This is a genomic window from Pseudomonas sp. MWU12-2345 (genome assembly GCF_023242385.1).
Lineage (GTDB): Bacteria > Pseudomonadota > Gammaproteobacteria > Pseudomonadales > Pseudomonadaceae > Aquipseudomonas > Aquipseudomonas gingeri_D.
The window spans coordinates 69,487-84,451 of sequence record NZ_JALLJA010000007.1 but is presented as its reverse complement, the minus strand read 5'-3'; the positions used below and the strand labels follow the sequence as shown (position 1 = coordinate 84,451).

General features: G+C 64.5%; 12 protein-coding genes. 3 read left to right on the top strand and 9 right to left on the bottom strand.

Annotated features, from left to right (window positions below; translation table 11 throughout):
* Positions 1-8: 8 nt before the first annotated feature.
* The 6 genes from M5C71_RS15695 to M5C71_RS15670 all read right to left on the bottom strand — a co-directional run bounded on the left by M5C71_RS15695 (position 9) and on the right by M5C71_RS15670 (position 9,244).
* Complete coding sequence (locus M5C71_RS15695; RefSeq protein ID WP_248768193.1) at positions 9-1,193, bottom strand: MFS transporter; 1,185 nt, start codon at positions 1,191-1,193, stop codon at positions 9-11.
* Positions 1,190-2,191, bottom strand: a complete 1,002-nt coding sequence (locus M5C71_RS15690) for a zinc-dependent alcohol dehydrogenase family protein (RefSeq protein WP_248768192.1) — start codon at positions 2,189-2,191, stop codon at positions 1,190-1,192. Before M5C71_RS15690 ends, M5C71_RS15695 begins: the two co-directional genes overlap by 4 nt.
* Before the next feature lie 79 nt (positions 2,192-2,270).
* A complete protein-coding gene (locus tag M5C71_RS15685; protein WP_248768191.1) occupies positions 2,271-5,456 on the bottom strand; it encodes a multidrug efflux RND transporter permease subunit in 3,186 nt (1,061 codons plus the stop codon).
* Positions 5,453-6,637, bottom strand: a complete 1,185-nt coding sequence (locus M5C71_RS15680; protein WP_248768190.1) for an efflux RND transporter periplasmic adaptor subunit — start codon at positions 6,635-6,637, stop codon at positions 5,453-5,455. The genes M5C71_RS15685 and M5C71_RS15680 overlap by 4 nt, the downstream gene beginning before the upstream one ends.
* A 41-nt stretch (positions 6,638-6,678) precedes the next feature.
* A complete protein-coding gene (locus M5C71_RS15675; protein ID WP_248768189.1) occupies positions 6,679-7,827 on the bottom strand; it encodes an acyltransferase in 1,149 nt (382 codons plus the stop codon).
* Positions 7,828-8,053: 226 nt separating this feature from the next.
* A complete protein-coding gene (locus M5C71_RS15670; protein ID WP_248768188.1) occupies positions 8,054-9,244 on the bottom strand; it encodes a serine hydrolase domain-containing protein in 1,191 nt (396 codons plus the stop codon).
* Positions 9,245-9,369: 125 nt separating this feature from the next.
* Here M5C71_RS15670 and M5C71_RS15665 point away from each other — a divergent pair, with 125 nt between their 5' ends.
* Positions 9,370-10,281, top strand: a complete 912-nt coding sequence (locus M5C71_RS15665; protein WP_248768187.1) for a LysR family transcriptional regulator — start codon at positions 9,370-9,372, stop codon at positions 10,279-10,281.
* On the opposite strand, the gene M5C71_RS15660 is transcribed toward M5C71_RS15665, so the two are convergent.
* A complete protein-coding gene (locus tag M5C71_RS15660) occupies positions 10,268-11,077 on the bottom strand; it encodes a DUF1460 domain-containing protein (RefSeq protein WP_103495107.1) in 810 nt (269 codons plus the stop codon). The two genes, M5C71_RS15665 and M5C71_RS15660, sit on opposite strands and share 14 nt — an antisense overlap.
* A gap of 229 nt (positions 11,078-11,306) precedes the next feature.
* On the opposite strand from M5C71_RS15660, the gene M5C71_RS15655 reads away from it, so the two are divergent.
* Together M5C71_RS15655 and M5C71_RS15650 are read left to right on the top strand one after the other, a co-directional pair.
* Complete coding sequence (locus tag M5C71_RS15655; RefSeq protein WP_100941607.1) at positions 11,307-11,522, top strand: TOBE domain-containing protein; 216 nt, start codon at positions 11,307-11,309, stop codon at positions 11,520-11,522.
* A gap of 17 nt (positions 11,523-11,539) precedes the next feature.
* On the top strand, positions 11,540-12,619 hold the full coding sequence (locus M5C71_RS15650; RefSeq protein WP_152741404.1) for a sigma-54 dependent transcriptional regulator: 1,080 nt from the start codon (positions 11,540-11,542) through the stop codon (positions 12,617-12,619).
* Positions 12,620-12,771: 152 nt separating this feature from the next.
* Here M5C71_RS15650 and M5C71_RS15645 read toward each other — a convergent pair whose 3' ends face one another.
* Together M5C71_RS15645 and M5C71_RS15640 are read right to left on the bottom strand one after the other, a co-directional pair.
* Positions 12,772-13,911 carry an LLM class flavin-dependent oxidoreductase gene (locus M5C71_RS15645; RefSeq protein ID WP_248768186.1) on the bottom strand — a complete coding sequence of 380 codons (1,140 nt, stop codon included), beginning with the start codon at positions 13,909-13,911 and terminating at the stop codon, positions 12,772-12,774.
* Positions 13,901-14,917: an LLM class flavin-dependent oxidoreductase gene (locus tag M5C71_RS15640; protein ID WP_248768185.1), complete on the bottom strand. Its 1,017-nt coding sequence runs from the start codon at positions 14,915-14,917 to the stop codon at positions 13,901-13,903. Before M5C71_RS15640 ends, M5C71_RS15645 begins: the two co-directional genes overlap by 11 nt.
* Positions 14,918-14,965 lie beyond the last annotated feature (48 nt).

The following is a 14,965-nucleotide window of genomic DNA, read 5'->3' as shown; positions in this document are numbered from 1 at the left end:
CGAGTCAGTCAGTCTGCTGCGACGGGGGCGCTTTCCTTGTCGGAAGCGCCGCTGAAGAACAGCACTTTTACCGCAATGACCAATACGGCCAGCGCGGCAAACAGGAAACCACTGTACAGGGTGCCCTGCAAGCCCAGGCGCGCAAGGAACCAGCCGCCGGTGGTGGAACCGATGGTCACGCCCAGGTTGATAAAGGAAATGTAGATACCGGTGGCGAACTCCGGAGCCTCCGGTGCCTCGGACGTGAGCCAGATTTGCGTGACGATCAGCCCGCTGGTATGGGTCGCGCCCCAGATCAGCACGATCAGCAGCATGGTCGGCAGGGACGGACTGGCGAACATGTACAGCAGGCCATAGGCGCCGGCCAGCAGGATCGGATGGAGCAGGGTGGTGCGTACCATGTTCTGGCCGATCAGCTTGCCAGCATACAAGTTGCCGGCGACCCCACCGATACCGAACACCACCAGCAGGATACTGATCCACTGCGCGCTCATTCCTGCTTCCTTGGCCAGGTACTCGGCCGAGTAGCTGTACACGGAAAACATCGCGGCAAAGATCAGGGTCGAGGCGGTGATATTCAGCCACAGCGGGAACTTGCGCAGGATCGCCAGTTGTTCCTTGTAGGACGCGTTCGCCTTGCCCGGGGCATCCGGCAATTGCGCAATGATCCCCAGGCCGGCGATGCAGTTGACCGCCGCGCAAAATAGGAACGAAGTCTCATAGGAAAACTGCGCGGCGATCAGGGTGGTCAGCGGCACCCCCAGGACCATGCCCATGCTGGTGCCGACAAACGCCTTGGCCGCGGCCCGCGTCGATTCCTCGGGCGGGTACAGCGCGGTGGCGGCGACGAACGCCAGCGAGAAGTACACCGGGTGAAACAGCGCCGGGATGATACGCAGGACCATCAGCGATTCGAAGTTCGGTGCATAGGCCGACAGCACGCTGGTGCCGGCGAACACGAACAGCGCCAGGGTGAGCATTTTCTTGCGGTTGAAGCGCGAGAGCAGCAAGACCATCACCGGGCCGAACACCGCGATGATCAGCGCGAACAGTCCCACCAGCAGGCCGGCCTGGGAGGCGCTGATGGCGAAGCGCTCGATAATCACCGGGAGGATGCCCACCACGCCGAATTCGATGGTGTAGACGCCGAACAGGCCCAGGGCCAGGAAGTAGATCGGATGGAGGATTTTCATGATCCGGACTCCAGTGAAACCACCACCTTGCCCAGTTGCTCGCCGGACTCCAGGTAGCGGTGGGCGTCCACGATCTGCTCGAAGTCGAAGGTCCTGGCGATCAGTGGTTTCAGCGTCCCGGCTTCGAGACCGGCGATGACATAGGCCTTCGCCGCGTCCAGCAGGTCGGGCCGGGAGCTGATCTCGTGCAACAGATAACCGCGCAAGGCCAGGCTCTTGCCCAATACCTTGAACAGCGGGAAAGGCGTCGGCGCCGAGCTCAACGCACCATAGATCAGAACGATCGCGCTTTCGCCGGCGGCGTCCACCAGTGTCTCCAGGAAGGGACCGCCCACCGGATCGAAGATCACCCGGGCGCCCTTGCCGTCGGTAATCCGCTCGACCTGCCGGAGGAAGTCCTCCTGTTCGCTGGCCAGTACGTGGGCCGCGCCGGCGTCGAGCAACGCCTGGCCCTTGGCCCGTGTACGACTGACGGCAATGGGGATCGCACCGAGCTGGTTGGCGATCTGGATCGCGGCCAGGCCGACGCTGCTCGAGGCCGCGGTGATCAGAACGAACTCGCCCGCTTGCAGCTTCGCGACATGCACCAGCGCGCCCCAGGCGGTGACGTATTGCATCCAGACCGCGGCGGCCTGGACAAAGGACAGTGAGGCGGGGTGCCGGACCAGCATGGCGGCGGGTACCACGGCCAACTCGGCATAGGTTCCCCAACGTGCGATCGAGGAGGGTGGGATCAGGCTGACGTGCTCGCCCACGGCGAACTGTCCGGCATGGGTACCCACCGACTCGACGATGCCCGCCGCTTCATAGCCCAGGCGCGAGGGGAACTCGGCCTGCTCCAGGTATTGGCCGCTGCGGAACATCGATTCCGCCCGGTTCAGGCCGATGGCCTTGACCCGGATAAGGACCTCGTCGGGCCCGGGGGCAGGAACATCGATGTCATCGATCTTCAGCACCTCGGGGCCACCGTATTGATAAAAGCGCACGGCGCGTGTCATGGGGTGTTCTCACGTTTCATGGATGGGAAATAACTGTAGGGCGGGCGCGAACGCCGAAAAACAGGCTGCTGGTCCCTTCTTAGCGGACCTCGGGTTCCGCAATACCCGGCACGGATCGCTGTATTGGCGGCGCGGCCCGACGGCTCGCCAGCAGGCGTAATCCGACATAGAACAGGGGCGTGAAGAGCAAGCCGAACAGGGTCACCCCGAGCATCCCGAAGAACACCGCGATGCCCATGGCATGGCGCATCTCGGCCCCCGCGCCGGTGGACAGCACCAGGGGCACGACGCCCATGATGAAAGCGATCGAGGTCATCAGGATCGGCCGCAAACGCAACTGGCTGGCCTGGATGGCCGCGCGGACGATACCGTGCCCCTGTTGTTCGAGTTCGCGGGCGAATTCGACGATCAGAATGGCGTTCTTGCTGGCCAGGCCCACCAGCACCATCAGGCCGATCTGGGTAAAGATGTTGTTGTCGCCCTGGGTCAGCCAGACCCCGAGCAGCGCGGACATGATGCCCATGGGCACGATGAGCAGGATCGCCACCGGCAGCAGCAGGCTTTCATAGAGGGCGGCGAGTACGAGGTACACCAGCAGCATGCAGATCAGCAGGATCCACAGGGTGGCGTCGCCGGAGATGATCTGTTGGTAGGTCAACTCGGTCCATTCGTACTTGACTCCCTTGGGCAACGTCTGCGCGGCGATGCGTTCCACCGCGGTCTGGGCCTGGCCCGAGGAATAGCCGGGGGCGGGCCCGCCATTGAGGTCGGCGGCGGTGTAGCCGTTGTAGCGCACGACCATTTCCGGCCCGTAGGTGGGGTGGACCTCCACCAGGCTGGCCAGCGGCACCATGCGCCCCTCGGCGTTGCGGGTCTTGAGCTGGCCGATGTCGTCGGCGTGGGCGCGGAACTCCGAGTCGGCCTGCACCCGTACCTGGTAGACCCGGCCCAGCAGGTTGAAGTCGTTGACATAGAGCGAGCCCAGGTAGATCTGCAGGGTCTCGAACACATCGGTCAGGGAGACTTGCGACTGCTTGGCCTTGATCCGGTCCAGGTCGACCTTCAACTGTGGCACGTCGATCTGGTAGCTGGAGAACATCGGCCCCAGCTCCGGCGCCTGCGCGGCCTGCTTGAGGAACGCGTGAACCGCATCATTGAGTTGTTCGAAACCCAGCGCGCCGCGGTCTTCCAGTTGCAGTTTGAAGCCGCCCAGGGTCCCTAGCCCGAGCACCGGGGGCGGCGGGAATACGCCGGTAAAGGCCTCCTTGATGCCGGCGAACTCCTGGTTCAGCGCGGCGGCGATGGCGCCGGCGCTCATCTGCGGGTCATGTCGCTTGGCGAAGGGTTCGAGGATGACGAAAATAATCCCGGCGCTCGACGAGTTCATCAGGCCGTTGACCGACATCCCCGGGAACTCCAGGGTATGGGCGACGCCGGGTTGCTTGAGGGCGATCTCGTTCATCCGCTGGATCACCTGTTCGGAACGCTCCAGCGAGGCACCATTGGGCAATTGCGCCAGGCCGACGAGGAACTCCTTGTCCTGGGCCGGGACGAAGCCGCCCGGTAACGAATGCCCGAGCCAGGCCGTCAGGCCGAGCAGCAGTGCGTACAGGCCGAGGGTCATGCTCTTGCGCTGGATGACTCGGCCCAGGCGGTTGCCATAGGCGCGTTCGGCCCACGCCGAGAACCGGTTGAAACGGTTGAACAGCGGCCCCAGCAGTCGGTCGATGCCACGGCTGAGGCGGTCCTTGGGGCTGTCATGAGCCTGCAGCAGCAGGGCGCAGAGGGCGGGGGACAAGGTCAGGGAGTTGAACGCCGAGATCAACGTGGAAATGGCGATGGTCATCGCGAACTGCTGGTAGAACTGCCCGGTCAGCCCAGGCATGAAGGCCAGCGGCACGAACACGCTGACCAGGGTCAGGGTGATGGCGATGATCGGTTTGCTGACCTCGTCCATGGCCTTGTAGGCGGCGGCCTTGGGCTTGAGTCCGGCGGCGATGTTGCGTTCGACGTTTTCCACCACGACTATGGCGTCGTCCACCACGATGCCGATGGCCAGCACCATGCCGAACAACGACAGGGCGTTGATCGAAAAGCCGCAGGCGAGCATCAGCGACAGGGTGCCGATGATCGAGACCGGCATGGCCAGCAGCGGAATGATCGAGGCGCGCCAGGTCTGCAGGAACAGGATCACCACCAGCACCACCAGCAGCGTCGATTCGAGCAGGGTCTGGATCACCGCCAGGATGCTGGAGCGCACGAACTGGGTCGGGTCGAAGACGATCCGATAATCGACCCCGCTGGGCATGTCGGCCTTGGCCTGGCGCATGATTTCCCGCGCCTGGTCGGAGATCGCCAGGGCATTGCCGCCGGCCATCTGGAACACCCCGAAGCCCACCGCCGGCTTGCCGTCGACCAGCGAGCGCAAACCGTAGTCCGACGCGGCTAGTTCGATCCGCGCGACATCGCGCAGAAAGGTCACGGCGGCGCCCGGCGAGGTCTTGACGATGATATCGCCGAATTCCTTTTCGGTTTTCAGCCGGCCTTGGGTGTTGACCGAAAGTTGCTGGGCGACGTCGGTGCGCATGGGTTGCCCGCCGATCACCCCGGCGGCGACCTGGACGTTCTGTTCGCGGATCGCGGCAACGATCTCACTGGCGCTCAGGCCGCGCTGGGCGACTTTCTGCGGGTCCAGCCAGATGCGCATCGCATAGTCGCCGCCGCCCCAGATACGCACTTCGCCGACCCCGGGAATGCGCTCCAGCTGGTTCTTGATATTGAGAATGCCGTAGTTGCGCAGGTAGGTGGCGTTGTACTGGTCATCCGGCGAGACCAGGTGGATGGCCAGGGTCTGGGTCGACGACGACTTCATGGTCACCACCCCCAGGCGCCGGACATCCTCCGGCAGGCGCGGCAGCGCCTGGGAGACGCGGTTCTGCACCAGTTGCTGGGCCTGGTCCGGGTCTGTGCCGACCTTGAAGGTGACGCTGAGGGTGAGGTTGCCGTCGCTGTTGGCCTGGGACTGCATGTACAGCATGTTCTCGACGCCGTTGATCTGCTCCTCCAGTGGCGCGGCCACGGTCTGCGCCACCACCGCCGGATTGGCGCCGGGGTACTGGGCGTTGACCACGATCAGCGGCGGCACCACATCAGGGTATTCCGAGACGGGCAGGCGAAACAGCGCGATGATCCCGGCGAGCAGGATCAGGGTCGAGAGCGCGCCGGCGAAGATCGGCCGGTCAATGAAAAAGCGCGAAAACCTCATTGTCCGCTCCCTGCGTCCGCACGTTGCGCCAGCAGCGGCTTGACGGTATCGCCGGGGCGCGCCCGGTGCAGGCCGTTGACCACCACCCGTTCGCCGGCCTGCAGGCCGGCGTCGACGACCCGCAGGTTGCCCACCCGGTTGCCGGGGTTGATACGTCGATACTCGACCCGGTCGTTGGCGCCGACCACCAGCACGAACTTCTTGTCCTGGTCGGTGCCGATCGCGCTGTCGTCGATCAGCACCGCCTGGTGCGGCGGCCCGCCGCCGAGCTTGATCCTGGCGAGCATGCCGGGGCGCAGCAGGCCGTCGGTGTTGTCGAAGCTGGCCCGTACCCGCAGGGTCGCCGACTGCACGTCCAGCTGGTTGTCCAGCGAGGCCAGGTTGCCCTGGCGCGGATAGTCGGTTTCATTGGCGAGGCCGAGCATCACCGGTACCGCTGCCGTGGTGCCAGGGCCGGTGCCGTGGTTGAGGTAGCGCAGGAAGGTCTGCTCGTCGACATCGAAGGCCGCATAGATCGGCGACAACGACACCAGGGTGCTCAGCGGCGCGGCGTTTTCACCGGCGCTGACGATATTGCCCGCCGTGACCAGGGCCCGCGACATGCGCCCGCTGACCGGCGCGCTGATCCGGGTATGGGCGAGGTTCAGGCGGGCATTGTCGAGCTGGGCCTGGGCCTGCCGGACCTCGGCCGCGGCTTCGCTGGCGGCGTTCTGCTTCTGGTCCAGCTCGCGCAGGGCTACCGCATTGGCGCTGATCAGGCGCTGCACCCGGCCCAGATCGGTGCTGGTGTAGACGGCGCGCGACCTGGCCGCCGCCAGTTGCGCCTGGGCCCGCTCCACTTCGGCGGTGTAGGGCCGGGCGTCGATCTCGAAGAGCAGGTCGCCGGCCTTGACCAGGGCTCCGTCCTTGAAGTGCACGGCGACCACGGTGCCCGAGACCAGCGGACGGATCACCACCTTTTCCACGGCCTCCAGGCGGCCTGAATACTCCTGCCAGTCCGTCACCGCTTGCGAAAGGGCCATGGCCACGTCGACCTCGGCGGCCGGTGGTGCCACGGCGGCCTTGGCGAGGGTCGAGGGGCTGCCGCGCAGCACGACCACCAGTGCGGCGACGATGGTGCAGGCAAGGCTGGCGCGCAGCAGGAGAGGGCGGCCCGAGCGCCGGGGTCTGATCGAGTCCATGAGCATGGCTTCCTGTTGAAAGTGTGAATGACGACCCGGGTTCAGGCCTGCGCCATGCTGCCCAGTGCCTTGGTGTTGCCGGGCCTGCCCCAGCGCTGCATGACCGGTCGCTCGATGAAGTTGAACAGCAGCCAGCCACCCAGTACGGAGAGGGCGAACGTCGCCGCGACGATCAGGCTGGCGGTCCCGTTGTCGAACAGGCGCCCGCCGAGCAATTGGGTGATGACGGTCATGATCAGCAGGTGAATCATGTAGAAACCGAAAGAGATTTCCCCCAGCCAGACCATCCAGGCGCTGTTGAGCAGGCTCTTGTGGCCTTTGAGGTCACTGGCGGCGATGGCGGTGATCAACGCGGCCACCGGCACCAGGGTGACCAGGTTCAGGCTGTACTGGAACGGTACCCACATGCCTGCCACATAGCCGGCGGCCAGCAGCGCGAAGGCCTGGGGCACGCCGAGGTCGATCCAGCGCCCGGCCATCAGGATGCGCGCCATGAGCATTCCCAGGACGAACTCGAACAGGCGTGCCGGCGGGAAGTAGTAGGCCCACCACCACTGAATCAGTGAGATCGGGTACTCATTGATCAGCGGCGCGGCCGCGGCCCACTGGCGTATCGCGAGCTGGGTCAGGGCCAGGCCGGCGACCATCGCCCAGGCCCAGTACCACAGGCGCTCCTCGGCGATCTTCCAGACCAGCTTGAGCGCCAATGGGAACAGCAGGTAGAAGAGCAGTTCGCAGCACAGCGACCAGGACGGGCCGTTGACGCTGAGGAAGGTGTCCATCCGCGGAATCCAGGCATGCACCAGCAACAGGTTGGGCAGCCAGATCGCCACGCTGGCGGTCGGTACGGCGAACAGGACCATGGCCAGCAACCAGGTGGCGATATGGTTGGGAAAGATTTTCAGCAGCCGGCGTCGCCAGAAACTGCCCAGGCTGTCGCCCTTGCGCGCCGACCAGGCGATGACAAAGCCGCTGAGCACGAAGAAGAACGACACCCCCAGCCATCCGCCGCCGCTGAAGGTGCGCTGGAAGACCTCGATCACCTGCGTGTCGGCATAGGGGTTGAAACCGATGATCCGCGTCAGGGACGCGTGGAACAGGAACACCATCGCCGCGGCGAGAAAGCGTATTCCGGTCAGTGAGTCGAGCTTGCTGTGTACATGCGTGTGGTAGAGCTCTGCTTTGTTCATGATCCGATCCCCATCCCATAAAGTCATGGCGCGCTCGACAACGCTTGCGCGTTTCGGGCGTGCTCCCTTGTCAAAACACACTCGTCAATGGCGTAGCGAACTGGCAGGCAATGTTGCGAGGGGTACGGCTATGCAGACATTGTTGGTCGCGGGGTGCTGGGCAAACCGTCTTTATTGGGTATGAACCGGTGCATCCCGGCCCCCGCGAACAGGGGCCGGCACAGTGTTACTGGCCGTAGACCGCGTTGCAGAGGTCGACGGTGAATTGCCCGAACATGCCTTCGAAGGCGGTGTTGGTAAACGCCACCACCGTCAACTCCTGGGCCGGGTCGACGAACCAGGAGTGTCCGTAGGCACCGCCCAGGCGCCAGGTGCCGACGGATTCGGCGGTCTGCGCGGCAGACGGGTCCTTGAGTACCGTGAAGCCGAGGCCGAAGCCGCGTCCCGGCCAGTTGGCCAGCTCCAGGTCGCCGGTCTGGCTGCTGCCCATTTCCGCCACCAGGTGCTTGGGCAGTAGCGGCGCGCCGCCTTTGCGCAGGGTTTCCAGAAGCTGGAGAAACTCCCCGGCGCTGCCGACCATGCCCGAACCGCCGGAGTCATAGGCCTGGGTGTCCAGGGCGCGGTCCGGGTCCAGGCGGATGCCGGCGGTGCCTTCAAACACCGGGACCACTTCCAGCCCCTGCATGCGTCGTGGCTGTGGCTGGTCATTGAGATAGGCCGGGCTCAGGCGGTCGACGTCGGTCACCCGGAACCCGCTATCGCGCCAGCCCAGCGGGCGGGCGACCAACTGCTCCACCGCCTCGGCCAGCGAGGTGCCGTGGGCGGCGGCGATTACCCCGCCCAGCACATCGGTGGCAATCGAGTAGCCCCACTGACTCCCCGGTTTGTAGAGCAGCGGGGCCTGGCCCAGGCGATGCAGGTTTTCTTCCAGCGAGAGTTCGGTACGGTCCATGCCGTCGGAGACGCCGGCCTCGAGATAAGGGCCGCCTTGATCGCTCTCCAGGAAACCGTAGGTGAAACCGGCGGTGTGGGTCAGCAATTGGCGTACGGTGATCAACGCCGGCGTGCCGTCGGCCAGGGTCGGCTTGAAGTGCGGCAGCCAGTGGGTGATGTTGTCGTCCAGGTTGATACGGCCCTGGGCGATCAACGCCAGGGCCGCCACCGAGGTGATCGGCTTGGAGACCGAGGACAGGCGAAACAGGGCGTCCAGGTGCATTGGCAGCCTGGCCTCACGGTCGGCCAGGCCGGCCGCGCGCTGATAGACCAACTGTCCGCGATGGGCGACCAGGACTACGGCACCGACCAGGCGCCGGTCATGCAGGGTCTGTTCGAGCACGGCGTCGATGCGCGACGCCAGGCGGGTTGTCTCGACAGGACGAAGGGATTGCAGTGAGCGTAGTGGTTCGTTGACGGTCATATCGGGCCCCGGGTGGTGGATGGGTCAAGCTGATGGATCGATGGTAGGGCGGGGCCGATCAGGGAAAAAGAAGTTACAATTCCGGGCTACACGGACCTTTTTGTCCTTAATCAAGGGAATGAGTGATGGATAAGCTCAATGGCATCACCGTGTTCGTGCAGGTCGCCGAAAGTCGCAGCTTTGTCGCCGCCGGCCGCTTGCTCGGGGTGTCCGCCTCGGCCGTGGGCAAAAGCATCGCCCGCCTGGAACACAAGCTCAGTGCGCGGCTGTTCCATCGCAATACCCGCAGCCTCAACCTGACCGCTGAAGGCGCGCTGTTTCTGGAGCGCTGCCGGCGGGTGCTCAACGAACTGGAGGCGGCCGAGCAGGAACTGTCCAGCTCCAGCGATGCGCCACGGGGCAAGTTGCGCATCAGCCTGCCGTTGCAGGGCAATGTGCTGTTTATGCAGCTGTCGTCGTTCATGCGCGAGTACCCGGAAATCCGCCTGGAGCTGGACTTCACCGATCGCCTGGTGGACGTGGTCGAGGAGAGCTTTGATGCCGTGGTGCGTACCGGGCAACTGCACGATTCGCGGTTAATGGCGCGGAAGCTGGGCAGTTTCGCGTTTCATCTGGTCGGCGCACCGGGGTATTTCGCCGCCAGGGGCTATCCGCAGGCGATGGAGCAACTGCTGGAGCACCAGTGCCTGCATTATCGGATGCCCTCCACCGGCAAGCTGGAGAAGTGGCCGTTGGAGGGACTGGTCGCGGGGGCCGAGCTGAAGGTGCCGGAGACCATGGTCTGCAACAACCTGGACATGCTGATCCATAGCGCCCGGCAGGGCCTGGGCATTGCCTGCGTGCCCGAGTTCGCCGTGCGCGAGGCCCTGGCGGCCGGAGAGCTGGAGTCGATACTGCCGGGACGGATCCTGCGTACCCTACAGATGCAGGTGGTCTGGCCGTCGAGTCGCTACCTGACACCCAAGCTGCGCGCGTTCATCGATTTTATCTGCGCCAGTGGCCTGACGTCGTCGGGCGAGGTGGTCAGATCGCCCTGAGGACTACGATGCCCGGGGTTTTCTTGACGTAATCCATGAACGGCGAATCCACCACCTTGTGGTTGGCTTCGCGGGCGGAGGCATTGCGCAGCACCGGGCCTTTGTCGGTCATGATGAAGATGCCGGTGTGGGTGACGTCGAGCCCTTCGGCCGGGGTGTAGATGCCGATGTAGTCACCGGTTTTCAGGCGGCTGACCACGGCGTCGTCGATCCACTCGCTGGGGATGTAGGTGATGGCGCGCTTGACCGTGCCCACCGACGGGATCAGCGTGCCGCCGCTGCCGTCCCCTTGCGCATTGAGGATCTTGGTGACGGTGGTCGCCCTGGGGCTCGCCTGGGTCGTCACATCCCGGGCATTGAGGGGCTGGGTGTGGGCCCAGTCGGTGAAGAAGTGCCTGCGCTCGGTGTAGCTGACCTTGCCCTCGGCGTAACGGGTGCGCACCAGGTTTTCGACGAAGCGCGGCAGGCTGTCGGATTTGCGCAGGGCCTCGACGTAATCCAGATAGGTGAAGCAATCCAGGCCGCGGAAGTCGATCACCAGTTGTTCCGGCGCGGTCGCGGAGCCGACCAGCATATGCGCCACATAAGGCGTGCCGAGGAAGTTGGCGGAGATATTCTTGATCCGTTCGCCCTGCTCATGGCCGGCGTGCTTGAGGATCCGGGTTTCGATGAACTCGATCTTGTGGCGTGTGTAGTCGTCCAGCGTGACCTGGTCGCCTGGGTGTTGCCGGGTGGTAAAACCACTCAGCGCCAGCATCAGGGGCAAGCCCGATACCAACGCGATAACCTTCTTCATGCGCTCTCCGCAGGGGCGCAGGGGACTTTAATGGGCCGCCGCGCTGGGATATCGATTTTACACCTCTGGGGTGACGACTCAATGAAACCTGCGGGCTTTCCCTTTCTTATATCTTAATCGAATAAAATCATGATTATTAATTCCTTTTATAAGTTGCAGGGCTGGCGCATTTTAGCCTCCAGCACCTGAAGCCCAGGTGCACCGCCTACCACGAAAAGGAAACAACCCCATGACGATCAAAGCGATCAACGTTCGTAACCAATTCCGCGGCGTCATCAAGGAAATCCTCATTGGCGAGGTGCTGTCCGAGATCGACGTGCAGACCGCGTCGGGGATTGTCACCTCGGTGATCACCACGCGTTCGGTACGCGACCTCGAATTGGCGGTAGGCAGTGAAGTAATCGCCTTCGTCAAATCCACCGAAGTCTCGATCGCCAAGCTCTGACGTCGCGGTGCATTTTCATGAGCACGCTTGAAGGGCTGCCCAGTCCGATCCTGACCTTGCCCCGGGGCGACAAGGATTCCCTGTCGATACGGGCCAAGGCGCTGGTCTTCGCCGATCCGCGCTCGCGGCAGTTGCTCGACTATCTGCAGCGCGTCGGTCCCAGTGACGCACCGGTGCTGATCAATGGCGAAACCGGCACCGGCAAGGAACTGGTGGCGCGCTATATCCATTCCTCCAGCGGGCGGACCGGGGCTTTTGTCGCGGTGAACTGCGGCGCCATCAGCGAAACCCTCGCCGAAAGCGAATTCTTCGGCCACGAAGCCGGGGCGTTTTCCGGTGCGGTGGGGCGTCGGGTCGGCTGGTTTGAAGAGGCCGATGGCGGCACCTTGTTTCTCGACGAGATCGGCGATCTGCCGTTGCCGTTGCAGGTCAAGCTGCTGCGTGCCCTGCAGGAGCAGGAGATCGTGCGTGTCGGTTCGCGCAAGCCGATCAAGATCAATATCCGCCTGGTGACGGCGACCAATATCGACCTGGAGCAGGCGGTGGAGGCGGGTAATTTCCGTCTCGACCTGTTTTATCGGATCAACGTGGCCCAGGTGCAGGTCCTGCCCTTGCGCGAGCGCCCGTTGGATATCCTGCCGCTGGTTGAACATTTTCGAAAACTCTACAGCCAACGGCTGAAGATTGCCGAGCCGATGCTCTCCGAGGCGGCCACCCAGGCACTGCTCGAGTATCCCTGGCCGGGGAATATCCGCGAGCTGGAAAACGTCGTGCACCTGGCCTTGCTGGTGGCCGGCGACAAGCCGATCCGGCCTGAACACCTGAAGTTTTCCGCAGGTTTGAGTGGCCGGCATGTGGCGAGCAGTACAGGCGTGTCGCGGGTCCCCCAGGAAGTGATTCGCGAGCAGTTGCTGCGCCTGTTCGAAGTGCCGGGGGAAACCCTGTTACATGATATCGAGGACCTGCTGGTGCGCGAGGCGTTTGCCTTTTGCGGCTTCAACCAGCTGCGCACCGCCGAACTGCTGGGCATTACCCGTAATGCCATGCGCACCTTGCTGGTCAATCACGGCATGCTCAAGGGCCGCGCCAAGCCCTGATCCCCTTTTTGAAAACACCACAAACCTGTAGGAGCCGGGCTTGCCCGCGAAGCTTGTGGCGATCTCAAGGCCCTCTTCGCTGGCAAGCCCGGCTCCTACAGGACGGTGTCGAACCGAGAGTTTGCATACGACCGAAGATCCAATCAGGGCGCCTACAGGACCGTGCGCTGCTCGACGCTCCTGCTTGAGATACGCCGCAATAGCGGCAACAACTCAGCCCCCAGATGAATCGCCTCTTCCAGATGTGGAAAGCCCGACAGGATAAAACTGTCGACGCCCAACTGGTGATACTCCTCGATCCGTTCCGCCACCTGTTCATAGCTCCCCACCAGGGCCGTTCCGGCACCGCCACGCACCAGACCCACACCAGCCCACAGATTGGCCGACACCTCCAGCTCCCGGGCACCGCGCCCGCGACCTTCGGCCAAGCGCGTCTGGCGCGTCTGCCCGACGGACTCATACGCGGCCATCTGTACTTGGGCGCGGTCGATGGCGTCCTTGGGAATCTCCGCCAGCAACCGTTCGACATGGGCCCAGGCCGCATCGTCGGTGGGCGCGGCGAAAATATGCAGGCGCAAACCAAAGCGCAAGGTCCGCCCCTGGGCCGCCGCCAGTTCGCGCATCCGGCGGATACGCTCGGCAATCAGCAAGGGCGGCTCGCACCACATCAGGTGGGTCTGTGCATGGGCCGCGCCGACCCGTTCCGCGGCCTCGGACGCGCCGCCGAAATAGATCGCCGGGGCGGGCGCCGCAGGGGCAATCGGCGAGGCGTTGACGCTGCGGTAGTAGCGTCCGTGATGGGGCTGGCCGTTGCCCGCCCAGACTGCCTGGAACACTTCGAGAAACTCGGCGGTCCGCGCATAACGTTCATCGTGCTCCAGAAAATCCCCCAGCGAACGCTGCTCGAAACGGCTGGAGCCGCTGACCACATGCAGAGCCAGGCGGTTATCGCTGAGCAACTGCAGGGTCGCGGCGCGATGGGCGGTGTAGGCGGGCAGCTCCAGGCCCGGGCGCAAGGTCAGCAGGAATTTCAGCCGCCGCACTTCCTGGGCCAGCACCGCGGTGATCAGCCAGGGATCTTCGAAGCCGCTGGCGGTGGGCACCATGATCGCGTCGAAGCCGCCGTATTCGGCGGCGCGGACGATCTGGCGCAGGTAGTCGAGGGTCGGCGCTCGTTCGCCCTGCTGGAACAACCCGACTTTGGGCAGGCCGCTGCTGGTCAGGTGGCGACCGTCGCCGTTGGTGGGCAGGAACCAGTCGATCTCGATGTTCTGGCGTGGATCATTCTGCATGCTGGGTGCGCTCCTTGCGCAGGCCTTGGGCGGTAAGCAACGGCAGGATCTGTTCGCCGAAGCGCAGGACTTCATGCACTGCCGGCTGACCGACCAGGATGATCTGTTCGATGCCCAGGCCGTGCAGCTCCTGTAGCCGGGTAGCGACCTGATGCGGCGTGCCGACGATAAACACCGGCTGATCGGCACGTGGTTGCCAGAGATTGGGGTGCAGCTCGAAGTGCCGCACCGGCTGGTGCTCGCGGGTGAGCCGGAGCAACGACGGGGCGCTGTCCGGGGGCTTGATCCCCAGGGTTTCCAGGTGGGCGGCCGCCGCTTCCCAGGCTTCCTCCTCGGTGTCCCTGAACAGCAGGCCGAAGGAGCAGACGAAGCCAAGGCCCGGGGCATCGGCGCGCAAGCGCTGGATCTCCTGTTGCAGTGGGTTCGGCACCCGGCTGCGCAGCAGGCAGGTTCGGGCATGGCCGGCGATCAGCGCGCTGTCCTGAGAGTCGTCGAGGATGATCGGGGGGGCCGGGAGCTGGCGCCGCGCGACGCCAGCGCTCTCCAGCTGGAAGTAGCGTCCGTTGTAGTGGAACTCGCTGCCGGCGGGGGCCAGCAGCTGCGTGAGGATGTCCAGGTACTCGCCGATACGTTCATGGCGCTGGTCACGGTTGAGCCATTCACCGAACACCTGGCGCAGGCTGCCTTGTTCGCCGTCGGGCAGGTGCAGGCGCACGCGATTGGCGCTGATCGATTGCAGGCTTTGTACGGTGGCGGCGAGGGCCGCCGGCAACATGACTTCGGGCGGTACGCTGACCGTCAGGTGGACCCGACGGGTGTGGGCGCACAAGGTCGCCGCCACGCCGAGGCTGTCAGCGCACTGCGCGCCACCGGGCACCCAGAGCCCATCAAGGCCGGCGTATTCCACGGCCTGGGCCAGTTGAATCCACTGCGCGGGATGGCGCGCCCAGGAGGTGGTACCGTCGGTGTCGCACAAGGGCAACTGCCAGCTGAACTCAAGGGCCATGCACGGGCTCCGTCAAAGGGGCGCAGACCCGCCGCCCGAATTCACTCA